Genomic DNA, 25908 nt, shown 5'->3' with positions numbered 1-25908 from the left:
TTAAGATGGCAATAAAAACAATCTGTGGTATTACCATAATGGGAAGCATTGGCAATTACAGTTTTCACAACTCCAAAAACGGCGCTCATTTTTTCTTGAAAGACAGCAATGTCAGTTATAGCGATCCTTATGGAAACCACATGACCAATCATGCCTGTCATATCCGAATTAATTTTGAGCCTTTTAGATTAGAAAAAATGGGCGATGAAATTCGAAAATCAGATGGCAGTCTCATTATCATGATGCCAAAAGAACAAATAGAAGAAATTGCCAACAAAACCTTTTATGCTGATGGGCAGTTTCATGCTATAGATTTTTTAACCTATACCATAACCGAAGAAAAATAAATTATGTCAGAATATATTAGAGTAAAAGGAAACATAATAGAAAAAACTGGAGGAACTTCCAGAGTTTATGCCAAAGGAGGAATTGAACACAACTCAAACGGATTTATCGATTATTTTGCTGAAAATTATACTTATGGCGAACCAGAAAAGTATATTTCTGTATTTCCAAGACTCTTATACGTAAATGGTCATTTTTACAATGAAGATGGAACTTTTGAAGGAAAAGTAAATGAAGTAGAAAATGAAGGAAGTGTAGAAGATGTTTACACATGTACAGGAAAATCAAAAATAAAAAATGAAAAAGGTGAAGAAATTGTAACTTATAATAATATTCAATTATTAAAGGAAAATGAAAAAAACATCACGCATTCAGATTTTTGCTATATAGCTTATGTGGTAAAAATGGAGGCTGGAGAAGATGATTTTAAAGAATTAAAATGTATTTCATATACAAGTTTTAATAGATCTATAAACGTAAAATCTGCGTGGAAAAAATTATTATCAACCAGCTATTCTTCTGTCGGAAATAAACAAGAAATGAAATCATCATTAGATGACAACAAATCAAAATTAACTAGAAAAGCAATCTTTTACGTTCTAGAAGGAAAGGATGATTTAACAAATGGTGCTGAACTTTGGGACGGCACGGATTTTCTTGCTTGGGGAAATTCAGAAATGAATCCATATAATAAAGTAGGACAAAATAAATTTGATGAGTATAAATTTATTGAAATTCCGAAAGATATCTATGATTCTTTTCTAGCAGCTAATGGAAATTCTACAAAATATGGCGACAGGGGCAATCATAATGAAAAAAATGACCCTGGAACTCACGAACATGTCAAAAAGAAAGTTAAGCAAATTATTAAAGGAAAAGATGGAAAACCAGTTCTTGGAAAAGATGGGAAACCAACGTTTGAAGAAATAGAAATACCTTCAAAAATTAAATATAAAATTCCTGCTTCGGATTTTGAAAATAAAGATTACTGGATCTCTGGAAATTTTTATTATGAAACTGGAGTAAAAGTAACAAACGGAATTTCTGGTACAATAAATGCAGGAAAAAGTATTTTTTGGAAACTTACAAAAATAAGATTAACGAGTGATAACACAAAATAATAACATGATGCGAAAGTTATTTATTATAGTAATTCTTAGCTGTTCACTTTTACTAATTAGCACTAACAAAATTAAATCAAATGAACCTTCCCTTCAACTCGCTTTTTTACAAGAAGTTTACATCGATAAATCAGAAAATGAAGAAAGTAACGGTGAAAAAGAGATTCGAAATTTTATAGGGCTTTTTCCAAAAACGAATGATACTATAACTATTGTTAAATTAAGTAATTCAAAAGAAACCCCAGAAAAAAGCCTATTTTGGATTAAAGCTGATATAAAAAAAGAATGCGCAGTGCTATACTCATCGACTTCAAATGAAAACATAACAATTTCATTTAAAAACAACAAAATACAAGTCAATAATGATACTTACACTGTTAATAGGGAATATCTTACATACTTAAAACAGAAGATATTAATAGATAAATCCATTTTAGACTTAGTTTATCTTCTAAAAGATGGATGTGGTGATTATTCTCAATCTTTAGAACTTTTAAATAAAAATTGGAATAATTATAAGCAAAATACAAAATACAGAGTTATTAGTGCAACAATTAAAAACAAGAATGAACAAACAGACGAGAAATATTTTACTTATCAACTAAACTATTTTTACAATAGAAATGGAAAAGTAAAAAACATAAGTGGTGGAAATAGTTTTAACAAAAAATTCATTTCGGAGAATAAAAAAAACATACATTATTGTATTGATAAACTGATAAATGAAAGATCTCAAATCAAAGAAGATTTATATATTAACAAAAGAAGTTTGTTCGATTCAATTATAGGTAATTATGAACAATATTCTACTGCTAAAACTTTTTACTATGTTAAGTATCAAACAAATTTAAAAATTGTAAATACTTACACAAAACCTAAAAACATTCAGGAAATTTTTAAACTATTAGATATCCGATAGTTCGGATTTCTAATCCGTGCCCGCAACAGTACGACACAAAACAAATCGTAAAAACAAAAACAAATAAGTCGATGTGCTTTTTTACATTTTAAGAGAACCGCCCAATCTTTGTGGGCACGGATTGCAAATGCACATGATCAAGAAAAAAGGAAATATTAACTATAAAAAAGATTTTATGAAATCCATTAGTTTTATTGTTATAAAAAAATTATTATTCTTTACACCATTAGTATTATTTATGAGTTGCTCCTCTAATAAAATCGATAAAGGTAAAATTATAGGCTCTTGGTATTTTGTGAGTTATACCGATAAATCTTATTCAAAATCAGAATTATATGATTTTGAAGAAAAATTCGGAAATCCACCAGAAGGTTGGATAAATAATTTCAATTATACCTTCAAAGCAGATAACACTTATGAATATAAGATTTATGGAGTTTTAACCAACAAAGGAATATACTCAATCTATCAAGATAATCTAATAATATTAGATGATAAAATGGAATCAAAAAAAGATACTTTGAAGATAGAGTTTTTAGATGATAAGTTTTTACAAGTCAGTAAAAGTAATTATGGAACAGAAAGATTATCCATATACTTCAAAACGGATTACCAATTTCCTGAAATTAAAGTAAATAAAACCCGATAGCGCGGATTTGCAATCCGTGCCCACAAAGATCGGTTTGGTTCTCTATTTTAAATACAAAACAAAAGCTGTATTATGATGGCTATATTGAAGCTTTATAAGCTTCTAATTCTTCTATAAAACAATAAATAAATTATTTAACTATATGATATTACTCCTTTTTTTGATTATTGTTTTGCTTTTTTTTATTCATAAGAAAAAAAACAAACCTTATTACATTTCGCTTTTGATTTTATCTTCAATTTCTTTTATTATAATAGAAATTAATCCAGATTTAAATGAAAAATACAACCTAAAACAGATTATTTATTTAATTGATAGTCTTGATTTTATACTGTACCAAATATTGTGTCTGACTATTGCCGTACTACTGATTTCAATAATTTTTGATAGAACTAAAAAAAACAGTTTACGTATTATATTTTCATTACTAACTATATTAGGCACACTTTTTATTTACCTATCTTTAATAGGTTTAATACTATTTCTTATAAAAGAACCTTTAAAAAACGATTTTGAAGGCTATGTTTATAACGATACAAAGAAACCTGTAGAAAGGGTAAAAATTATTGAAGGCCAATCAATAAATAACTGTGTTTTCACTAATAAAGATGGCTTCTTTAAACTAAAGAGAAAAATGAAAATTAATAATGAATCTAATTTAATTTTTGTTAAAAAAGAATATAAAGACACGACCGTTCAAATTAAATCACGTTACGACCGTCCTCCACATCGTACTTTCTTTCTTTTTCTAAGAAATGAGTCAGATACTTTAACTATGACCCGTTAGCGCGGATTTGCAATTCGTGCCCGCAAAGATTGTTTTAGTCCCCTATTTTAAATACTAAACAAAAGCTGTATGATTCTTTATATCTTCTTTCTTTATAATTTGTGTAGTGTCTCATTGTTGCAGATGGCAAATTGCGCTATCGAGAAAATTAAAATTTAAGAATTATACTACTTTTAATACTATTAAACCAACTTCTTTTTTAATATATTTGCAGTCCTAAAAATTAAGACATGATTACAGAAAAAAAGTTTGCCCGTGTGGTATGGTGGCGGTATTGGAAACAACTGCAACGCGTTCTTAACTGCGTAGGACACCTAACCTACGCGGGTTTTATATTTCCCTAAAAGTTAAGATCATGAGTACCAAAACCCTTTCAAAAGAAGCCGAAATTGGTTTAATGAATTTCTTCAACGACAGAATTGACCCACTCGATATGGCCAGAGCCATAAGACAGGTAAATCTAACCCTCGCATTGGGTGTTCTAAACGATCAAGAAAATATTCAGACTAACGCTGCCAAACTTGGAGACAGCTTCTATTGGCTCAATGAACTAGCCGAAATTTTAGATCCTTATCTGGATTTGGAGTAATTAAGGTTTGCTTTTTTGAAAAAATTAAAACCCTCAGTTCTTAAAAGATTGAGGGTTTTGTTTTTCAATAGAAATGTTTTTATCCCAAACTCATCCCACCATCCATAATAACATCAGCACCCGTCATAAACACCGCAGCTTCGCTACTCAAATGCGAAACCATTTTAGCCACATCTTCTGCCCTTCCCATTTGTTTTAGCGGGACTTTTTCTACTACGACATTCATAATGCCTTTTACGGTGGCTTCGTCTAGACCTACTTTGTTCATGACTTCGGTTTGAGTTGGTCCTGGGCTAACCGAATTGACACGAATCTTTCTTGGCGCTAATTCTAAAGCAGCCGATCTCATAAACGAATTCAAAGCTGTTTTACTCGCCGAATAAACAGAAGATCCCGGACCTGGCATGCTTGCAGTATTCGAAGAAAGGAATACCACCGAAGCGCCATCTTTCAAAATCGGGATAAATTTACTTAAAGTGAAAAAAGCACCTTTTAGATTCACATTCATAATGCTGTCGTACAATTCTTCTGTAGTTTGTTCAATTGTTCCTAAACCTGCAATTCCCGCATTGATAAACAAAATATCAACCGAACCGAAATCGGTTTTTACCTTTTCTGCCAGTTTTTCGATATCCGAAATATTTGATTGGTCTGCTGTGATAGCTGTAACGCCTAGTTCTAAAGCGGCTTTTTCTATGGCTTCTTTTCTTCTTCCTGTAATAATTACGTTTGCGCCTTGCTCTTTTAATTGTTTGGCTGTTGCGTAACCTATTCCGCTGTTTCCGCCTGTTATAACGGCTGTTTTATTTTTTAGATTTTCCATCTTTTTGATTATTTAAAATTTATTTGGCAAATTTAAATTCAAATTGGTATAACTTTGTAACCAGTATCATGGAGTATACCAAACTAATATTAAACAAGATGGAAAGAAACCAGAAAGAAGAAGTACAAGCGCTTCAGGACACGCTGCATGTTTTGGGCGGAAAATGGCGTTTGCCAATCATCAATTCGATCTGCAACGGAAATCATCGTTTCAGAGAAATCGAACGAAGTATTCCGGGAATTACGACACGCATGCTTTCGCGAGAACTTAAAGAAATGGAATTAAACATGCTGATTAAAAGAACTGAAGATCGCGATGCCGAAATTCAGGTCAAATACGAATCGACTCCTTATTGCAAATCTTTTGGCCCTGTAATTGAAGAAATGATCAAATGGGGAAAATCGCATCGAGAGGAAATCATTAGAAACTCTTAAAATATTCTTGCGCAGATTTTGCAGATTATACAAATCAAAAAAATCTGCTTTACCAACTGAATCTGCGAGAGAAAAATAGAGAGACGCAAACAATTATTTTAAACACGTAGAAACATAGATGCAGATTGTGTATAAAGGCGTTTCACTTACATTAATTCACATAGTTACTATGTGTTAGAAACGAGTTTCTTTTTTTACTCTTTTACGGGGTAAAAAAAAATCTATCCCGATAGCTATCGGGACTATGTGTTTAAAATTATTCGACAAAAAGTCAAAGTTTAAGCATTAAGGAAATAATCACATCACTGGGAAATCATTAGAAATTCTTAAAAAAAGGTCAATCCAAAACTCCACCCTATCCATCCCAAAATATCTCTGCTGTTATTTTTGATTATAGTAGAGTGTTTGGTACGATCTTGAACAAATGTCGAGGTATTTAAATTGCCGTCTTTATCTTGTTTCTCAGACCAATAAAAATTCAAAGAAGGTCCTCCAGATATTGCTACGCCTTTGCACAATTGAAAAGAAAAAGAGGAATCAAATTTAGATAAGGAGTTGTAGATATCCCAATTTCCTAAATAAAGATACTGCGTACTAAATTCGGGATTAAAAGTGAAGCGTTTTCCTAACGGAATGTTCTTTCCTAATCCAATTCCGAAAGAAAATAACTTTTCTTCATCTTTTCGATCGCTTCTTCCTGCCATCAAAATCGTATACATTTTATGGTCTCCTGTTTTTACAGCAAGATTTATATCTGAAATTTCGTTGCTTGTAATGCTGATTTTTTTATAACCGCCTTTTTTAAAATTTAAGAGACCAAAACTATAACCAGATGGCGAATCTGTAATGTTGACTAATCCAAATTGGACTCCTTCTAATTCTTTAGCATAATTAAAAAGACCTGTAATTTGAGCGCCTCGCACTGTATCTTTTCCAATATTGCAAATTCCCGAAAGCTGTAATCCGTTTTGCGAACCCTTTACAGTATTGCTAATTCCTGCAATTTGAAGTCCTTTTGAATCTTTATAGACGTTGTTATAAATACCGCTCATTTGCAATCCAATTTGCGAGCCTTTCACACTATTATGAATACCGCTTATCTGCAACCCTCTTAAATTGCCAAAAACATTGTTATAGATTCCGGCTAACTGAACTCCGTTTACAGATCCTCCAACGGTATTAAATATCCCGGCCATTTGAAGTGCATCCACATTCATACGGTTAATATTATAAAGTCCAGCCATTTCTAATCCGCGAACTCCTGCATTATAACCTCCCAAAATATTTAAAGAAAAATTATTGACAATCTGCGTATTCAGCATTCCACGCGTACTGATACTTGGAACTAAAGAAGCTTGTACGGGAACTTTAGAAATAAATCCTCCCAGATTGAGCGCTTGTATTCTTTGTTTGGAAGAAATAAAGAAACGTCCAATTCCTGATCTTTCAATTGCAGAGAAATCGCCATCGATATAATCTGTTTTATTCTTTTTGTCTCCCATCTGAATTTTAATTTCAGAAAGAAATACCATCGTCACCGTTTTATAATTCTCTTTAACTGCTGTCAGTTCTATCGCTTGAGGTGCATTTTTTAATCGAAGTTCAAAAAAACCATCTTTATTGGTCAATGTAGACAGCAATGCATTTTTCTCCAATACACTAACATTTTCAATGCGATTGTTCGTTTTTGTATCTACAATATAACCGATTACAATTTGCTGTCCGTCACTCATAACGATGTTTTTTTCTAACACCAAAGCAAGTTCTAAAGGCGCATAACGAACAATAACAAATCCTGGAGACTCTTTAAACTCATATTTGGCACCTAACAACTCATCTAAAACTCCTTTTATGGTATTATTATCGGCATGAATGCTAACGATGCTATCTTTTACAGCTAGTTTGCCATAATAAGCAAATCTAAAATTTCCTTTCTCTTCCATTAGGCCCAAAACAATGCCTAATGGTTTCTTATCTGCTTGAATAGAAATTTCATTTTCTAATACCGACTGTGCATTTGCTTTAAAAAAGATACCCGAAGTAAGGGCTAAAAAGATGGCGGTAAAAACAAACTTTATGTTTCTTGGCATAAAAAGGATATAATACTTTAATGAATTAAATCTTGGATCCAATGATTGGGTTTCCAAAATTACCTCAATTCCTATATTTTCAATACCCTTTCTTATATTTTTTTTATATAATTGGCATTAGCAGTATTACAACGATTTAGTTGAAAAACAGCAGTAATAAGCGTAAATTTTACACATAAAAAGTATCACAATAAAGACCAAAACTGAACGATTTTACCCCTTATTTTTCAGCATTTTTCTCTAACTTAGCGGTCTACATTTTGAAATGTAAGATTAAAATAACCATTGTTTTTTGGCAAAACATTGAATGAAAAAGAATTACCATACTTTCTCTTACTTTTTGCTGCAAAAACATTCTTCTAATAATTTAGTTAATTGAAAACTATGAGCAAATTTGATTTTGGAATTGTAGGACTCGGCGTAATGGGTCGTAACTTACTTTTAAATATCGCCAGCCATAACTTTGCGGCTGCAGGTTTAGACTTAGACACCGAAAAAGTCAATTCTCTTCAACAAGAAGCCGATGCTAATCACACTATTGAAGCAACTACAGATGTAAAACATTTTGTAGAGCTTATTCAGCAGCCAAGAGCGATTATGTTATTGGTTCCTGCGGGAAAACCAGTTGACAGTGCCATCGCTAGTTTATTGCCTCACTTAGACAAAGGAGACATCATTATTGACGGCGGAAACACTTATTTTACAGATACAGACAGAAGATTTGTTGAATTGTCTGAAAAAGGAATTCACTTCTTTGGAATGGGAATTTCGGGCGGTGAAAAAGGTGCTCGTTTCGGTCCTGCTATGATGCCAGGAGGAGATCAGAAAGCGTATGAAAGATTACGTCCTATTTTTGAAGCAATTGCGGCAAAAGTAGAAGGCGAACCTTGTGTAGAATATTTAGGAAATGGTTCTGCTGGAAACTATGTGAAAATGGTTCACAACGGAATTGAATACGGAATCATGCAATTGATCTCTGAGATTTATGACTTAATGAAAAGAGGTTATAATCTAGATGATTCAACGATTCAGAAAACTTTTGAAGAATGGAACCAAACTGATGATTTGAGATCATATCTGATTGAAATCACAGGAAAAATCTTGAAACAAGAAGATACAGACGGAGGTCTTTTAATCAATAAAATTTCGGATTGGGCAAGATCTAAAGGAACAGGAAAATGGACTTCGCAAAATGCAATGGACTTGCAAGTTCCAGTTCCAACAATCGACGCAGCGGTTAACATGCGTGATATGTCTAAAACAAAACCAGAAAGAATTGAAGCAGCTAAAAAATTAGTTTGGAACGCTAGCGAAACAAATGTTTCTCAAAGCGAAGCAATTGCATCTTTAAAATCTGCTTTATTCTTTTCTATCGTAGTAACTTACGCTCAAGGTTTAGCACAGTTACACACGGCTTCTAAAGAATACAATTATGGATTAAATTTAGAAACGGTTGCTAAAATCTGGCGTGGCGGATGTATTATTCGTGCGACTATTTTAGAAGATTTTAGAAAAGCTTATGTTGCAAAATCAGACTTGCCAAACTTGCTTTTGGATAACGGAATTGCTTCAAAACTAACCGAAAATCAAGCAGGAATGCGTGCTGTAATTCAATTTGCAGTTCAAAAAGGCTTGCCTGTTTCAGGATTAATGAATTCGCTGGCTTATTTTGATGCTTACAGATCTGCAAATCTGCCAACAAACTTAATTCAGGCACAACGCGATTTCTTTGGAGCACACACTTACGAACGTATCGACAAAGAAGGTGTTTTCCATACCCAATGGGCTGAATAAGACAACTAAAAAACAACACAACTAAACCACACAATGACTAAAAATAAACTAAAGAATCCAACAATCATTGTTATTTTTGGTGGAACTGGAGATCTAGCAAAGAGAAAGCTATTCCCCGCTTTTCAAAATCTGTATCTTGACGGACGTATGTCTGAAAAGTTTCAGATTATTGCTCTTGGAAGAGCTGAAAAAACCAATGAAGATTTTCGTGCTTATGTAGCAGAAAATCTAAATCTATTCTCAAGAAGAAAAGGAATTGATGATCCAGAAACAGAAAAATTTCTTTCGCACATCACTTACCACAGTCTTGATATCGATAAAGAAGAGTCGTACATTGGATTAAATGAAAAAATAAACAATTTTGACCTTGCCTTTGGCGAACGTTCTAATCGTCTTTTCTATCTTTCGATTACGCCTTCTTTCATTTCAACGATTTCAAGCAACATCAAGAAAATCGGACTTGCTGCAAATCCGAAACAAGATCGTATTATTATCGAAAAACCATTTGGTTACGATAAAGCTTCTGCAATCGAGTTGAATGAAATGCTTTCGCAGACTTTCAAAGAAGAGCAGATTTATAGAATTGACCACTATTTAGGAAAAGAAACGGTTCAAAATATCTTGGCTTTCCGTTTTGGAAATTCAATGTTTGAGCCTTTATGGAGCCGTAATTTCATTGATTTCGTGCAAATTACCGTTGCAGAAGAAGTTGGTGTTGAAGAACGCGGCGGATTCTACGAAGGTGTTGGTGCATTGAAAGATATGATTCAGAATCACTTGTTTCAGATTTTATGTATGACGGCAATGGAAGCGCCTGCTTCTTTAAATGCTGATGATATTCGTAATCGAAAAGCAGATGTTTTAAAGTCAATTCGTCGTATTAAACCAGAAGAAGTTGATCATTATATCGTTAGAGGTCAGTACGATGCTGGAGAAATAAAAGGAGTTCCTGTTCCGGGTTACCGTCAAGATAAAGGCATTGCGCCAGATTCTAATACAGAAACTTATGTAGCAATGAAAATCTATTTGGATAACTGGAGATGGCAGGGAATTCCGTTCTACTTGCGTTCTGGAAAAAGAATGGAAGAAAAACAATCTTCGATCATTATTCAGTTTAAACCAGTGCCTCATTCTTCGTTCTCATACGGGAAAGAAGGTATGACACCAAACCGACTGATTATCAACATTCAGCCTTCAATGGACATTAAACTGCAGTTTATGACCAAAAAACCAGGCTTATCGATGTCTTTAAGACCTGCGGAGATGGTTTTTGATTATTTTTCTTGTTCAACAATGTCACCAGAAGCTTATGAAACCTTAATTGCAGATGCATTATTAGGAGATCCTACCCTATTTATGCGTTGGGATCAGGTGGAAGAAGCTTGGGATGCAATTGAAACAATTCAGCAAGTTTGGAAAACAACACCTCCAAAAAATTTCCCAAATTACAAAGCAGGAAGCTGGGGACCTGAAGAAGCTGATGAATTGTTAGCACGTCAAGGCCACAAATGGATTCCGAATACACAAAACATTAAAAAAGAAGAAGAAATTCTAGATGGTACAGATATACAATAACACCGACGAAATTAATACTAAAGCAGCAGATCTTTTTGTAGAATCGGCTCAGAAATCGATTGTAGCAAATGGCAAATTTACAGCTGTTCTTACAGGAGGTTCTTCTCCAGCTGGAATCTATAAATTATTGGCTTCTGATGCTTACAGAAATAAAATAGACTGGAGCAAAGTGTATATTTTTTGGGGTGACGAAAGATGGGTTCCGTTAAATGATGATTTGAGTAATGCTAAAATGTCTTATTCAACTTTATTAAGCCACGTTCCTATTCCGCAAGAAAACATTTTTGAAATGTACAAAGATGGTGTTACTCCTGAGGATTATGCAGCTGAATACGAAAAGTCTATCAGAACTGTTTTAGGTGAAGAAGGCAAATTTGACTTGATTCTTTTAGGTATGGGAGACGACGGACACACAGCTTCTCTTTTCCCAGGTGAAGCAGTTCTTGAAGAGCAAACCAAATGGGTTGATGCTTATTATTTGGCTCCTCAGAAAATGTATAGAATTACACTTACTGCTCCGTTAATTAACAAAGCAGAAAAAATTGTAGTAGTAGCTTTTGGAGAAAAGAAAATCAATGCTTTGAAAGAAGTGACAACTGGCGAATACAATCCAACTCTTTATCCAATGCAATTGATTAAACCAGTTTCGGGCGAGTTATTGTTTTTGGTAGATAAAGTTGCCGCTGGAACAAACTAAGAAATTGTTTATTTCCATATAATTTAAGGTCTATACTGAAAAGTGTAGACCTTATTTTTTTGATTTTTTTCTCTCGCAGATTTAGCAGATTTGGCAGATATTATAATTAAAAAAATCTGCTGAATCTGCTAAATCTGCGGGAGAACTATATGCTCAAAGCAATTCAAAACTGATTACAAAACACTGAAAAACAAATATTTACAAAAAAACCTATTTCTTTTTTATTTAATTTTGTTTAATACTCTCCGTATCAAACTATTATACTATAAGCATCATTTTTTTTCTTTTGAGCTATTACACTGATTATATAATTTCAAATCTATTTTGCAATGAAATTTAATTACTTTCTAATTGCTGTTTTTCTTCTTTTTGTTTGTTGTAAAGATAAAAACACTGAACCCAAATCAGTTAAAGTCAGCGCTTCGCAAGGGTGCTATATTCCGAAAACGAACGATAAAGATTGGTACACCCAAAACAAAAAAGCACCAAAATTTAAAGGACTTGACGGCGTAAATTTTAAAATTACAACCCATAATCCCGAAGCGCAAGAATACTTTAATCAAGGAATGATGCTGGCGTACGGATTTAATCACGCCGAAGCTGCAAGATCTTTTTATGAAGCTTCGCGTTTAGATCCCAATTGTGCTATGGCATATTGGGGTTTTGCTTATGTTTTAGGTCCGAATTATAATGCGGGAATGGAAGAAGATAATTTTCAAAGGGCTTATGATTCGGCTCAAAAAGCTAAGAAACTTTCTGCGAAATGTTCTCCGAAAGAAATTGCTATGATTGATGCATTATTAGTTCGTTATGCTAAAAATCCTCCTGCTGATAGAAAACCGCTCGACATTGCGTATGCCGAAGCGATGAAAAAAGTATACACTCAGTTTCCTTCAGATCCTGATATTGGCGCTCTTTATGCCGAATCTCAAATGAATCTCCATCCGTGGGATTTGTATGAAAAAGGCACTGGAATACCTAAAAAATGGACTCCAGAAATACTTGCTGTTTTAAACGAATTAATCAAAAAAAATCCGAAGCATCCAGGCGCACATCATTTTTTGGTTCATGCTGTAGAAGCATCATCACATCCAGAAAACGGACTTAAAAGTGCCAAATTACTAGAAACATTAGTTCCAGGATCAGGCCATTTGGTGCACATGCCTTCTCATATTTACATTCGTACGGGAGATTATCATCAAGGTACGCTTTCAAACATTGAAGCAGTTAAAATTGATAGTTTGTATACAACTGCCTGCCATGCACAAGGCGCTTATCCTCTAGCCTATTATCCACACAATTATCATTTTTTGGTGGCAACAGCGGCTTTAGAAGGAAATTCAAAATTGGCTTGGGAATCGGCGCAAATATTACAACAACACATATCTCCCAAAATTATGCGCGAGGCAGGTTGGGGAACTTTGCAACATTATTATAGCATTCCGTATTATATCGCTGTAAAATTTTCGATGTGGGATAAAATTATGGAGATTCCGCAACCTGAAAAGGATCTCGTATATCCAAATGCGATTTGGCATTATGCCAGAGGAATGGCGTATCTCGGAAAAAATGACATTGCCAATGCCGAAAAACAGCTTGCTTCTCTGAACCAATTAGCCAAAGATAAAACCTTAAAAGAGGTTACTATCTGGAATATCAATACAACCTACGATCTGGTTCAGATTGCTAATAATGTTCTTTCTGCGGGAGTTGAAGCGAAAAAGAATAATTTGGATAAAGCTATTGCTCTTTTAAATAAAGCAATCGCAATCGAAGATCAATTAAATTACAACGAACCGCCAGATTGGTTTTTCTCCGTTAGACATTATTTAGGAACTGTTTTGCTTAAAGCAGGAAAATATGCCGAAGCAGAAAAAATCTACAGACAAGATTTACAAACACTCCCAAAAAACGGCTTCGCCCTAATCGGACTTTATAATGCTTTAGCACTCCAGAAAAAAGAAAAAGAGGCTTTAAAAATTAAAAACTCTTTTGATGATGCTTGGCAATATGCTGATTTTGAGATTAAGGATTCTTCTAGTATTGTGGAGTGATTTTACTTTTTAAGATGTCATCGTAAAAAGTCAGAGACTTTTATTACGTTTAGAAATTCTAAAACCAAAAAAAATTGCGCAAAGTCAGAGACATTTGCGCAGTTTTTTAATTTAAATTTAGAACTCTTTGTAAAGCTAAGAAACATTTGTGCAACTTTTCAGTTTTAGAACTCTTTGCAGACTTAATTGATATAATTCCACTTAAGACTTCTTAAAAATTACATTATTACCAATCTAGCTTATAATGCTCCATCTTTTCAACTTTTACCTTAGACCAAAATGACTTTCCATTATAATCTTTTGTTTTCTCCAAAGAAAATCTTCCTGTTGGTTGTTCATAAAAAATAATATTACCGTCTGAATTAATCTCTCCAAAATAATCAATAAGAATCCCCCCATTTATATTTTTAAACATATTGATTTTTATTTTTTTCCCTTCAATATAGTAATAACCTGGAATCCCTATATTCTTATTATTTATCATCTCTAAATTTGGCATTCCATTATTATATATAAACAAAACTTGCCCTTTTGAAAAAAATCTTACAAATCTGTAATTTTCTTTTTTAATTTTTATATCATCCCATTTATTGTAAGTAGAATCCATTATGTATATACAATTTGTATCAATAGCAGATTTACTCATTTTTGTATACTCTAATTTATTATATTTAAATTTTGTAGAATCATATAAACGATACCCTCCCTCAGTTGTAATGTAATATTTTACATTACAACAACAAAACAAAAATAAACTTAATATTAGTATAATTTTTTTCATGCTAATAGAATAAATAATTAGAATTATAGCTTCCTGAGTAATTATATGCCTTTGATGATAAACCTCTATCAGGAAAATACGGTGTAATAAAACTTTTTTGTCTATGAATCCAATTTTGTATACTGTGAAGTCTTTTTTCATTATTATGTCCATAAAAACTAGCATGCCCCTTATAAATAACTCCACCATACATTGTCCCAGCTCTTAATTGTGGCATGATTTCATTTTTATGCATACCACGTCCATCTAATACGTAAGGATTTCCTCCAATAGCATCCTCACCAAATGCATCTCCAGTCATCATGCTTCCTCCAAATGCTAATGTCAAATCATTATTAACTTTATAAGTTGCAAGCATTCCACCTGTTCTGTAACGATCACCTTTATCACCTAAATAATCTTCATCTATTCTTAAGGTAAAATCACCAGCTAATATGCTAATTGCAGCAACACCTTGTCCCGTTTTACCCCCAAATGTATTGAATGAATATCCTAATCCGTAATTTGCATGACCATCATTGTATGCTAAATAACCACCATAATTATAAAAGCCACTACCACCAGATGATTCTCCTAAACTACTAGTCCCAGAATTATACCCAAAACCAAAGCTTGCACCTAATGCTACATCGCCGATTTTCGCGTCGGCATTTAAACTCGCTCCTACATTGAAACCACTAGTTCCAAAACCTATCATAGGAGAAATACCTAAATTAAATCCACTTGATTCATATAAAGTCATACTAGGCATAAATTTATTAAGCTGTCCAATTCCTGCACCTAAAAAAGCTCCACCTACAGTTGTTGCACCACTAGTAAGACCACTTATTGCACCCATACCTGCTGACATTGAAATTTGACCAATATTCATCTTTCCATTATTTTTAACTAAATCTACACCAACATTTATTGCTGCATATATTAACGGAACAAACCACACAAACTCTCCACTTTGGTCAGTATAAACTAATGGATTATTCCAGCAATAGCCATAACGGTTAAAATTCTGGGTATTGAAAGGATCCTGAACATAATTGTCAGGTTGCATAAAACGGTGCAATTTTGGATCATATAAACGCCCATTCATGTGTACAATACCTACACTCTGCAAATGCTCATGCCCTGTATAGCCTCTATCCAAGATAGTCAGTCCTGCTAAAGAGTTCCCTACCCCATCCTGTACAGATACGATATTTCCCCAAGCATCAAAAAGCCTTTTCTCTACAACAGCACCAGATTGATCTGTAATAGCAACAATCGACCCCAGATAATCTCGCAATAAATATAAATAATTCTGAGATATTCCATTGCTCTTTAATATAATTGGCGCAGTATATCCGTCACCACCAATATATGTTATAATATCTACAGCTCCATTTGTTAGATTATGCTTAATTTCCATAGAACCATCTGCAGAATAGTATTTCGCATAATTCCTTGAGAATTTATTCTCTTGGAGACCTCCATAAAACATGGCGCTTCTTGAATTGCTATCATTATAATTAAAGCTGATTCTGTCAATACCCGCTTCCACAATTTCTACAGGGCTTTTAAAAACATTGTAGGTAACATCTAGAGTCTGCCTTCCAGAGTAATATGCCAAAGCATCCGCAGTAACATCTACAGATGTATTTTGATAGGGTTTATTAGTATTAGTATAATTATATAATCCGACACTATTCTGAAGTATCCTTCCTCTGTCATCATACGACTGGGTTTCTTGATTACCCTGCAAATTTGTAAATTCTGTCAAACGGTCTAATGCATCATATTTGAAAGTTTCACTTCGGTTAAACAGACTATTTGATCTACTCTTCAAATTCGCTTTTACAGGATCAAAATCAGCACCTAATTTTAGAATATTTATAGCAGTATTAGCCGCTAGATTATAATTAAACTCCTTAGCAAATCCATAAATATCATATGAATTTACTATCGAAACCGGTCCGCATACTGCTGTTAAAAGTTTTCCTCTTGCATCCAAAGTATTGGTTTGCCATAAGACAGCCGAAGTTGCATCATCCAAAATCTGCCAGTGGGCTCCATTACTATAAGTGTTTTTTACTTTTCTTGTGCTTCCTTTTCCAGCTGCCTGTGCAGTAAACGTGGTACTACTGGCTCTTCCAAAAGCGTCGTATTCAAAGTCTTTTGTAAATAATGCATATTGTGTAGCTTCAACTGTTCTATTAATCCTTTTGTAAGAATCATAAAAATACTCATTTGTAATACTTCCACCATTTGCGAAATCTTGAAACTCGCTTTTTAGGAGTAGTTTCGAGCTTGAATCGTAAAGATACGTCGTCTTACTATTTGTAAGGTTTCCTGATATAGTCTTTTCTTTTACTTTTCCATAATCATCAAGTGTATATGTAGTAACACCATTTGGCGTCGTTTCTTTTGTTATTTCACCAAAATCATTATATTCATAACTGTATATTCCTGCAGAAGAATCTACAAGCTTGATTTTTCTTCCCCAGCCATCTTGCGTTATCGTTGTCTTTACCCCTCCATAGTCTGATTCTTTTAAATTTCCATTAGCAAAATACGTATAAGTAACAGTTCCTCCAGGGCTGTCTGTCATAGATATGACATTACCTGCAGCATTTTTAACAGATATTTTAGTTTTGGAATTTTCACTAACAGTAGTTGTTAACCCAGAATAAGTATAATCCACTTTTTTTCCAGTAAACGAAATCGTATTTTCTACTCTGCCATACACATCGTATTTGGTCTCGCTAAACTGGGAAGGACTCCCTGTAAAATAAGGTTCACTTACCTTGTAATTTCGACCTTCTATATCATAGGAATAATCTACTGATGAAAAATTACCTGTGACGTCTTTAATTCTCACTTTGACTTTCCTGCCCAAATCATCAAAAGTCTCCTCAATACTGCTGTTATCATCACCAGTATTTGTTACTATTGTTTTCTCAGCACTTCGGCTGTATACATAGTGATTACTCTTGCCTAAATAATCTGTTGTGTGTTCTTTCTTAAACCAACTATCATACAAATAAGAAGTTTTTAATCCATTCTGATTTGTCTCATTATCCAACACGCCTGAACTGGAATTATACACAAATGTCTTAGTTAATCCTTCAATATCAGTGCTCTTTATTAAAAACCTCCCTGAAGAATCATACTCATAATTTGTAACCCTAGCAGGCAAACTTGGCGGACTTATTGTTTTTCTTACAATATTACCAAAACTGTCATAATCATTCTTTTCCTTTATAGTCGATGTTCCCTGTCCAGATTTTTCAATTGTTTCTAATAGCTGATTACCATTATAAGAATAAATTTCTTTACTACTCATACTATCCCCGTTTACAGACACGCTTTGCGTTTTAGAACTTGGTCGCCCTACAATATATGGAGCTTGTATTGGAGCCTGATAAACCACATCAAATTTAGCGGTCTTTACAACAGAACTCCCTTCTTTATATAAAATTTTAGAGCCTGTTACATTATTATAGTCATCATAAGCATTGATTGTTTCGGTGCTTGTCCCCTCTAAATTATTAAACTGATTGACAACTGTGTTTTGTATTTTAAAAACCTTATTGGGTAATAAATCGCTTTCGAAGGTCAGAGTCGATTTTGTAATGTAATTATTGGGTACATTTGTCGAATTGTTTTCCTCTGCAACTATTTTTGCTGAAAATGTACTTCCCGATTGGATAATAGTTTTAGGTTTTAAAATAATTCTCTGCGTAGCTACTAAATTATCCGAGTCATTTACAACATAATTCTGTTCTTTAGTGATTATTCTTGGAATTTGATTTGTTGCTGGAAATAATGGATAGTGGAAACCGAGCACTTGATAATTTTCAATGTTCGCTCCACGCTGCAAAATATCAAACTTAGAAATATTAGAAATCATCTTGGATTCATCTTCATACCAGTTTGACCTCATTGTTGATCTAAAGCCCAGAAAACCTAATCCCTCTGCATTTGATACCGCACCTGCATAAGTGAAAATCTGTTTTTTATACTGTCCAACGCTTTGCTCTTCCAATTTTGTGACCACTTTAAAATTTGGAGCGGCAACAATATCGATATTTGGAAAATTCTCAATAAATATATGCGGTGTATAAAATGGTTCGTATTGATCTTGTTGCAGCGGACTATACGTTATTGTTCTTTTTACCTGATTTCCGTCCGTAATGCTTTTTATAAGTCCTTTTCTGCTAAAATTATCTTGTGAATCAAAAGCATATATCTGACTATCACTTATCAGTCCCACCGATGTATACTGATTGTTTGTTTGAGGAGACAAAAATACCGGAATTGGATAGCTTTTCACTGTATTTGAGTATGGAGTCTGAAAAGTAGGAACAGCAGAAGCTGCAAATGTTGAATTAATATTCTTAAAAACATTTATAATTGCTGCTCCAGCACCTTGTGTCTTGGCATAAACTGATCTTAATTGTACAATATCAGTTTTTCCATCGGCGTTTGTATCTAAAGGGATAAGCGTGCAAGTGTAGATAGCTTGACTGTCTTCAGTATTGCCCATATTATTAAACGCATAAGTCTGTGGAATTTTTTCAAAATCATTCCCCATAGAGATATATTTAATATAATCAGACGAATAAAGGCCAAAACTTTTGGTTATGATGAAATCCATTTTTCCGTCGCCATTATAATCTCCTGGCAAAATGGATTGGTTGATTTTAATATCAGTATCCGTCTTCTGCCACAGCAATTCAAGTTGATTATTATTATTTAAGCTGTAAACAGAGACTTTTCCATTTTGAAAATGAAGAATATCTGTTTTTCCATCACCATTAACATCAAAAGTTTCTATCCTGCTGCTGCCTGTAAGATAATAATCTTGTAATGCTCCCGCATAATTCACAAAGTTCGTGGTCTTTCGTCTGTCAAGATCAACAAAATATATTCCGCCTGTACTGTTTTTTGACCATATATATCTTACCTCACCGGTATATGGATCTTCTTGACAATAATACTCATCCATATCCATATCAAGAGCTACAACATCTGTTAAGCCGTCTCCATTAAAATCACCGTTGAAAAAAAACTTTTTTTGCCCTTGACTGTAATAGTTATCACAAGATTGGATATCTCTATTTGGAAATACTGCCTTTTTTACTTGTTCAGGCGCAAGCCCATAACTAGAATTATAATATGTCGTAAAATTTACTGCATCAAGATCTGTATCAAACTGAGCGACAGTGATTCCTTGATAATGAAACATTTTGCCATTACTTGTTAGACCAGTTGAAGGGAAAATTGATTCAAAATAACCTAAAGACTGTTTCAAAGGGGCCAGTGAAGAATTCCCTCCAATATTAGAAAATAGCCTAAACTCCTTCTTTGCATTTGCACCAGTCGTCGGATATAGCACAAAATCCATTCTTGCATCGCCATCAAAATCTCCCGATACTATAGCTGAATTTTGCGCGCTAACATTGCCTAAAGGTATAGTTGAAGTGCTTGGTTTAGGCAGGATAACCTCAGAACTTGGATCATATTCAAACACCGTTGGATTATAGCTTTTCGATAGATCTCCGCTTTTCTCCGTAATTTTATATAGCAAATCATAGCCTTCCGAAGTGGCAATGTAATCGAAAAAGTAATTTCTAAACCCTACACCATTACCAACCGTACTTATGCTCGCTAATTTTTTCGTTTTAACCAAACTTTGTCCACCTACATACCCTTGTTCATCTCCAGATGTAGAGTCATAATTGAATTTAATCTCATTAATCGGCGCTACATTTGATAAAGTGCCATATTTTATAGAGGTAACATTTAATATATTATTGGTTATGGAGTAGCTGTAGCTAATTCTCACCCCTTGTGCATTCTCCCAGTAAGTTATTGCCCAATCTGTAATTGAACACGAATCGGTAGAGTTTCCGTAGTATGCTTTTGAACCATCTGGATATCTAACTACAAAATAAGCTGGTCCATAATTGCTACCGCTTGGATGCACTCCGTAAGAAGTTATTTTAACATTTGAAAAACTTTCCGTCTCGTAAATTGTTTCATTTGCTCCATAAACACCCCCTGTCCCATTTTTTACAATTAGACGCTTGCCATCAAAAGCAAATCTGTCAAGACTATCAAAATCCACTGGATCTATTACATCATCGTGAAACTTAGTTGAAGCAATTCTGCTAATTGTCGATATTCCTCCTATATTCCAGCCGTATCCTGCTGTTCCGCTTCCCGCTTGGCTGTTATATACAATATTTATCTGTGGTACAATTCCATTTATGCCGGGTGGAACCGCGATTGGAACTATATAATTTGCTGCTCCAGATAACGAAACTGATAATTCACCTGGAGTGCTACCAACTTCTGCTGACTGAGCAGACATAAAAAAATTGAAACTTATAAAAATAAGTAAAACGTAAAATTGCCTCATGTTTTTTACTGCTTAATAATTTTGATTGTTTTCTGGTCTCCGTCTTTGTAATTAAGAACCACTAAATAAACCCCTCTCGGATAATCGCCAAAAGAAATGACTTGGTTATCTGTGCTTTCTGTTCTTGAAAAATTCTGCAGAACCTGACCAGATAATGCATAGACTGTAATGGAAGAAACCTTATTGTCATTTATCAGCTCCCATTTTAAATAAAGCTGCTCCTTTACAGGATTAGGATAATAGGAAATAACATCTTCCTTCGCAAACTTAAGCAGATCATCATTAGTAACCGCTTCCATTTCTTTTACCTCCTCTGTTGATTTTCCAGTTGGACTGCATCCTGAAAGGCATAAACTTCTCAAAATCTGATTTCCTGCCGAATCATAGCTGAAAGTGATTTTCTGCTGGGCATTTGTAAAAGCACAAAACCCCAATAACAAAAGTGTAATTAATTTTTTCATTGTTTATTTTCAAGTTTTTCTAGACGTTTATTTTGTTCTGATATAACTCTATTCTGGTTGGAAATAAAATTTTCCAATTGTTCTGTTTTCTTATTCTGCTCGATTACATACAGGGTTAACTCTTCAATCTTCTGAAGCAGTTTCGAATTCATTTCTCCTAAATTAATTCCATTTTTCACAACCTCTTCTTCACTCGGAATATTTTCTAAATGGCCTTTTTCTATAATATGTTTTTCAACTTCTTCTAATGTTGGTAAGCTATATTCTTTTTTAAACACAAAATCTGACCAGTCCAACATGTCCACTTTTACTTCTTGAGAGTGGATTGTGCCTTTGACGTCTAACTTATTTGACGGATTAGTTATTCCTATTCCAACATTTCCGCCAATGGGATTTATAATAATGTTTTTTTGACCTATGCCGCCTTTGACAGCTTGCAAATAAGAATATTCATATTGTGTATTTACTCCAATATTAATCCCCAACCTGTAGATAGCGCCATCGTGTATTGAAATACCATCTGAGCTGGATGAACCTGTACTTGTTGGTACTTTAACTTCAAATGTATTTAATGGAGCTATTGAATTAATTCCAACAAGGCCACTTGAAGTCATTGAAAATTTTTCGAATGCATCACCCAAACCTCCGCTCATTATTCTAATTCTATTTGGCCCTACTCCAATTCCTGCCAAACCAGTTGAACCAGAATTATCATAAAATGAAATATTACCAAAATCATTAGAAGCTCTTTTTCTTATAATTATACCTTGTGCAGACTGGTTCGTTACGATGTCTAAAGGGGCATTAGGTGAAATAGAGCCAATTCCAAGATTACCATCTATATTCTGATTACCTACGAAATTATTTGTTCCTCTTGTTGCTAATTCTATCCAAGTAAGATTATTTGGTTCAAGACTTCCAGCAATTTTCCTAAAGAACAATCGGTCATTCATTGTGTACGATGAAGAAAGTTGCAACTGATAATTATTTGTATCATTAGAGTGTCTAATTACGAACAAATGTTGCCACCCAAACGATTGATCAGGATTCATACCATTTGGCAATGATCCTTGATAAACCCCTGACGCTAGAGGGGCTGAAAAATCTGGAATTTCTAAAGCCCGACCATTTCCAATTTGTTGCGCATACGAAATAGAGGCAAAAAGCAATAAAATTGCAGTTATTTTTTTTATTATCATTTTTTAGTGTTTAGTTGGCGTTTAAGATTTTTTATTTCTTGGTTTTGTTTTTCATTTTCCTTTTTCATTTCAATCATATACAAAGTCAATTCCTCAATTTTTTTTAGTAAAGCCATATTCATTTCCGAAATATTTATTCCGTTCTTCTCAAATTCTTTTGCCGAAGGAATTTCTGGTAAATGACTATTTCCTTTTATATAATCTTCAACTTCATCGAGTGTTTTTAATTTATAGTCATTAGCAAAAACATAATCTGGTGCAGGAAAATTTAAATCTACTTTTACTTCACTAGAGTGAATAGTACCCTTTACGGTTAATAATGCATCTGGAGCACTTGTGCCTATTGATACATAACCATTACGGTCAATACGCATACGCTCGGCACCATAAGTCCCAAAAACTATATTACCATTCATATCAGGTACATTTGAGTAACCAGATAAATCGATAAATGATTTAACATTAGAAGCTGTCCCAGCTCCAGCAGATAATCTTAAAAAACCATCATCATACAAATCTCCTGCACCGCTATATCCTCTAATTTCACCATATGGTAGAGTTCCTGCATTAATTAGTGGTCTTGGTAAAGTATTATTACCAACTCCACCTCCCATGGTTACAGAGCCGTAAACAGATAATTTACTCATTGGAAAGTTTGTTCCAATACCTAAATTTCCATTTTCATCAGTTATTAGCAACTGTTTCCATCCACCCCATTGCGCATCCATTGGATAAGCATTTCTATAAAAAACACCCCCATTATTAAAATTTAACTGATGATTTTTTTCTCCACTATTCTCAACATTTTCCCATGGTGAAAAAGTTAAACTTGTTGAATATGTTCCGCTCCCAGGAACCCCTATAACAGACCTTAACTTAAAATCCGCTCTAACATCACGTTTGGAAAAATTTGGCAAATCATTATTGTCACGAGTGTCTACTACACTTAAAGATGTTGAAATTTGACCAGAAGCCTTGGTAATTACGAATGATGATAAAAAAGCTAAAAAAAATGTAGTTTTTGTCATATGATTATCTTTTTTTCTCTAATTGCAGAATCCTAGACTTAATTAGTTCTAATTCTGTATTATATTTATTTAACCTAATTATTTCTATTTTCTGATTGTTCAACTCCTTACTTTGTTCAATAATATAAAGGGTCAATTCCTCAATCTTCTGCAAAAGTTTAGCATTCATTTCTCCCAAATTAATTCCATTTTTCAAAACCTCTTCTTCGCTTGGAATATTCTCTAAATGGCCTTTTTCTACAATATGCTTTTCAACTTGTTCTAATGTTGGCAAATCATATTCTTTTTTAAATACAAAATCTGACCAGCCTGTCATATCTACTTTTACTTCTTTGGAATGGATTGTGCCGTTTACATCTAACTTATTATTTGGATTTGTTTGTCCAATACCAACATTTCCATTATAATTCCATGTCATTACTTGCTGATCTGGTATTGAAGTTGTGTTTTCATTACCATTAATAAATAATTCTAGTTTACTTCCAGTAGTACCTGTTCCTCCATGACCAATTCTGAATTCTGCATGTTCGTTCCAACTATAACCATTAGTTCCGTTTCTTGAAAGTTTTAAAACTGATTTACTTTCGACATTTTGACCATATGGTCTGCTCTCGTTTGTTTCCCATAGATTTAAACTTCCTAAAACTGTTTGGTTTCCTCTGAAGGTGTTTACTCCTCTTGTTGCTAATTCATACCATGCTGGATTTACTGAATTATCGATTTTCCTAAAAAACAATTTATCATTTTCGCTATAGGCAGAAGATAATTGCAGTTGGTAATTATTTTCAGAATTTGCATGTCTAATAACAAACAGATGTTGCCAATCATGACTATTGTCTGGCGCTTTTCCTATAGCATTAGGTCCTCCATATACTCCCGAGAATAAAGGAGTAGTAAAATCCTGTAAGTAAGTAGCATATCCGTTTCCTATTTGTTGAGAATAAGAAGGTAGAGTACTAATAAGGATTATTGATAAAGCTAATTTTAGTTTCATTTTTGATTACTGTTTTTTATCTTCAAAAGCTCTATTTCTTTATTTTGTTTTTCAACTGCATTCTTCAAGACTTGATTCTCTTTTTTCATTTCAATCATATAAAGTGTCAATTCCTCAATTTTTTGCAAAAGCTTAGCATTCATTTCCCCAAGGTTAATTCCATTTTTCAAAACCTCTTCTTCGCTTGGAATATTCTCTAAATGGCCTTTTTCTACAATATGCTTTTCAACTTGTTCTAATGTTGGCAAATCATATTCTTTTTTAAACACAAAATCAGGCCAAGTCCAGCCTGTCATATCAACTTTTACTTCTTTGGAATGTATTGTGCCGTTTACATCTAACTTATTATTTGGATTTGTTTGTCCAATACCAACATTCCCGCTCCCTGTAATCTCCATTGCAATAAACCCAGAAAACAATTGGTCTTTCACAACCGATGCAGGATTAGTAGTATAGAATAATATTTTTCCTTGATTTGGTTGTGAATTCCCAGGAAGCAATATTGCCCCTCCTGACATGGTACCATGTGTATTTGCGATTTTTAAATTATCATTATCAGAAAAATATAGATTAGAAGACACTAAAACACTTCCGTGATTATTTGCGCTAAAATTTGCATAATTTTTAGTACTAGTTTGTTTATCTGACTGACCAAAAGCAGCATTATAACTAGCAATCTGACCTGAAACATCCAGCTTTGAGTTTGGACTGAATGTTCCAATGCCTACATTGCCATTTGTATTTAAATGAAGCTGATTCAAATTCTCGATTCCATTGATTTGAAATGTATGCATATCGATATTAGCATTCCAGCCTTTACTAATTATTTTACATAAATTATTAGTGTTCAAGTCAAAAACTAAATTTGCGTTTAGTTTTTGCAAGTCTAGAATACCTGCTGGATTTATGGTTCCAATTCCAACATCTCCATATGGTAATGGAAAAGTATTTTGAGCAAAATTTATTTGCGTGACAAATACTGACAATAACAAAATCTTCTTCATAGTTCCTATCTATCTTTTAAATTTCTAATTTCTTCTTCCAATTTTAATTGATTTACTTTAATCGAAACATTTTCTTTTTTCATTTCAGCATTTTCTTTTTTCATTTCAATCATATAAAGTGTCAATTCCTCAATCTTCTGCAAAAGCTTAGCATTAATTTCTCCAAG

20 protein-coding genes are annotated in these 25908 nt (G+C 33.5%); 11 read left to right on the top strand and 9 right to left on the bottom strand.

Features of this window, described 5'->3' with window-relative positions; translation table 11 throughout:
- The first annotated feature begins 5 nt into the window (after positions 1 to 5).
- From DMA14_RS10815 to DMA14_RS10790, 6 genes are all read left to right on the top strand, one after another.
- Positions 6 to 347 carry a hypothetical protein gene (locus DMA14_RS10815; RefSeq protein WP_157957704.1) on the top strand — a complete coding sequence of 114 codons (342 nt, stop codon included), beginning with the start codon at positions 6 to 8 and terminating at the stop codon, positions 345 to 347.
- A 3-nt stretch (positions 348 to 350) separates the two neighbouring features.
- Positions 351 to 1466, top strand: a complete 1116-nt coding sequence (locus tag DMA14_RS10810; RefSeq protein ID WP_111424690.1) for a hypothetical protein — start codon at positions 351 to 353, stop codon at positions 1464 to 1466.
- Positions 1450 to 2385, top strand: coding sequence for a hypothetical protein (locus tag DMA14_RS10805; RefSeq protein WP_111424689.1), 936 nt, complete (start codon positions 1450 to 1452; stop codon positions 2383 to 2385). Before DMA14_RS10810 ends, DMA14_RS10805 begins: the two co-directional genes overlap by 17 nt.
- A 133-nt stretch (positions 2386 to 2518) precedes the next feature.
- Positions 2519 to 3034, top strand: coding sequence for a hypothetical protein (locus tag DMA14_RS10800; protein WP_111424688.1), 516 nt, complete (start codon positions 2519 to 2521; stop codon positions 3032 to 3034).
- Positions 3035 to 3176: 142 nt separating this feature from the next.
- The gene (locus tag DMA14_RS10795; RefSeq protein ID WP_111424687.1) at positions 3177 to 3821 is read left to right on the top strand and encodes a hypothetical protein; all 645 of its coding nucleotides are present in this window, start codon (positions 3177 to 3179) and stop codon (positions 3819 to 3821) included.
- Positions 3822 to 4176: 355 nt separating this feature from the next.
- Positions 4177 to 4410, top strand: a complete 234-nt coding sequence (locus DMA14_RS10790; RefSeq protein WP_111424686.1) for a hypothetical protein — start codon at positions 4177 to 4179, stop codon at positions 4408 to 4410.
- 79 nt (positions 4411 to 4489) lie between these two features.
- Here the strand turns inward: DMA14_RS10790 and DMA14_RS10785 are convergent, their stop codons facing one another.
- On the bottom strand, positions 4490 to 5233 hold the full coding sequence (locus DMA14_RS10785; RefSeq protein ID WP_111424685.1) for an SDR family oxidoreductase: 744 nt from the start codon (positions 5231 to 5233) through the stop codon (positions 4490 to 4492).
- Positions 5234 to 5331: 98 nt separating this feature from the next.
- On the opposite strand from DMA14_RS10785, the gene DMA14_RS10780 reads away from it, so the two are divergent.
- Positions 5332 to 5667, top strand: a complete 336-nt coding sequence (locus tag DMA14_RS10780; protein ID WP_008463411.1) for a winged helix-turn-helix transcriptional regulator — start codon at positions 5332 to 5334, stop codon at positions 5665 to 5667.
- A gap of 326 nt (positions 5668 to 5993) precedes the next feature.
- Here DMA14_RS10780 and DMA14_RS10775 read toward each other — a convergent pair whose 3' ends face one another.
- A complete protein-coding gene (locus tag DMA14_RS10775) occupies positions 5994 to 7757 on the bottom strand; it encodes a peptidase associated/transthyretin-like domain-containing protein (protein ID WP_111424684.1) in 1764 nt (587 codons plus the stop codon).
- 384 nt (positions 7758 to 8141) lie between these two features.
- On the opposite strand from DMA14_RS10775, the gene gndA reads away from it, so the two are divergent.
- The 4 genes from gndA (at position 8142) to DMA14_RS10755 (ending at position 13877) form a co-directional block, all read left to right on the top strand.
- Positions 8142 to 9551: an NADP-dependent phosphogluconate dehydrogenase gene (gndA, locus tag DMA14_RS10770; protein WP_111425028.1), complete on the top strand. Its 1410-nt coding sequence runs from the start codon at positions 8142 to 8144 to the stop codon at positions 9549 to 9551.
- A 33-nt stretch (positions 9552 to 9584) separates the two neighbouring features.
- A complete protein-coding gene (gene zwf / locus DMA14_RS10765; RefSeq protein ID WP_111424683.1) occupies positions 9585 to 11126 on the top strand; it encodes a glucose-6-phosphate dehydrogenase in 1542 nt (513 codons plus the stop codon).
- Complete coding sequence (gene pgl, locus DMA14_RS10760) at positions 11107 to 11823, top strand: 6-phosphogluconolactonase (RefSeq protein WP_111424682.1); 717 nt, start codon at positions 11107 to 11109, stop codon at positions 11821 to 11823. Before zwf ends, pgl begins: the two co-directional genes overlap by 20 nt.
- Before the next feature lie 329 nt (positions 11824 to 12152).
- Positions 12153 to 13877 (top strand): tetratricopeptide repeat protein, encoded by a 1725-nt coding sequence (locus DMA14_RS10755; protein ID WP_111424681.1) that lies wholly within the window; start codon positions 12153 to 12155, stop codon positions 13875 to 13877.
- A 226-nt stretch (positions 13878 to 14103) separates the two neighbouring features.
- On the opposite strand, the gene DMA14_RS10750 is transcribed toward DMA14_RS10755, so the two are convergent.
- The 7 genes from DMA14_RS10750 to DMA14_RS10720 are packed head-to-tail and all read right to left on the bottom strand — an operon-like array spanning position 14104 to position 25741.
- Positions 14104 to 14658, bottom strand: coding sequence for a hypothetical protein (locus tag DMA14_RS10750; protein WP_111424680.1), 555 nt, complete (start codon positions 14656 to 14658; stop codon positions 14104 to 14106).
- Between the two features lies 1 nt (position 14659).
- Positions 14660 to 21055: an FG-GAP-like repeat-containing protein gene (locus DMA14_RS10745; RefSeq protein ID WP_111424679.1), complete on the bottom strand. Its 6396-nt coding sequence runs from the start codon at positions 21053 to 21055 to the stop codon at positions 14660 to 14662.
- 5 nt (positions 21056 to 21060) lie between these two features.
- Positions 21061 to 21516, bottom strand: coding sequence for a T9SS type A sorting domain-containing protein (locus DMA14_RS10740; RefSeq protein ID WP_111424678.1), 456 nt, complete (start codon positions 21514 to 21516; stop codon positions 21061 to 21063).
- Positions 21513 to 22715, bottom strand: a complete 1203-nt coding sequence (locus DMA14_RS10735; protein WP_111424677.1) for a hypothetical protein — start codon at positions 22713 to 22715, stop codon at positions 21513 to 21515. The genes DMA14_RS10740 and DMA14_RS10735 overlap by 4 nt, the downstream gene beginning before the upstream one ends.
- The gene (locus DMA14_RS10730) at positions 22712 to 23743 is read right to left on the bottom strand and encodes a tail fiber protein (RefSeq protein WP_111424676.1); all 1032 of its coding nucleotides are present in this window, start codon (positions 23741 to 23743) and stop codon (positions 22712 to 22714) included. The genes DMA14_RS10735 and DMA14_RS10730 overlap by 4 nt, the downstream gene beginning before the upstream one ends.
- 4 nt (positions 23744 to 23747) lie before the next feature.
- Positions 23748 to 24737 carry a hypothetical protein gene (locus DMA14_RS22905; protein WP_203418286.1) on the bottom strand — a complete coding sequence of 330 codons (990 nt, stop codon included), beginning with the start codon at positions 24735 to 24737 and terminating at the stop codon, positions 23748 to 23750.
- Complete coding sequence (locus tag DMA14_RS10720; RefSeq protein ID WP_111424675.1) at positions 24734 to 25741, bottom strand: hypothetical protein; 1008 nt, start codon at positions 25739 to 25741, stop codon at positions 24734 to 24736. Before DMA14_RS10720 ends, DMA14_RS22905 begins: the two co-directional genes overlap by 4 nt.
- Positions 25742 to 25908 lie beyond the last annotated feature (167 nt).

The organism is Flavobacterium sharifuzzamanii, assembly GCF_003254585.1.
In the GTDB taxonomy this organism is placed as follows: Bacteria; Bacteroidota; Bacteroidia; order Flavobacteriales; family Flavobacteriaceae; genus Flavobacterium; species Flavobacterium sharifuzzamanii.
Note: the sequence above shows the minus strand (reverse complement) of the source record. Positions and strands in the feature narration are given on the sequence as shown.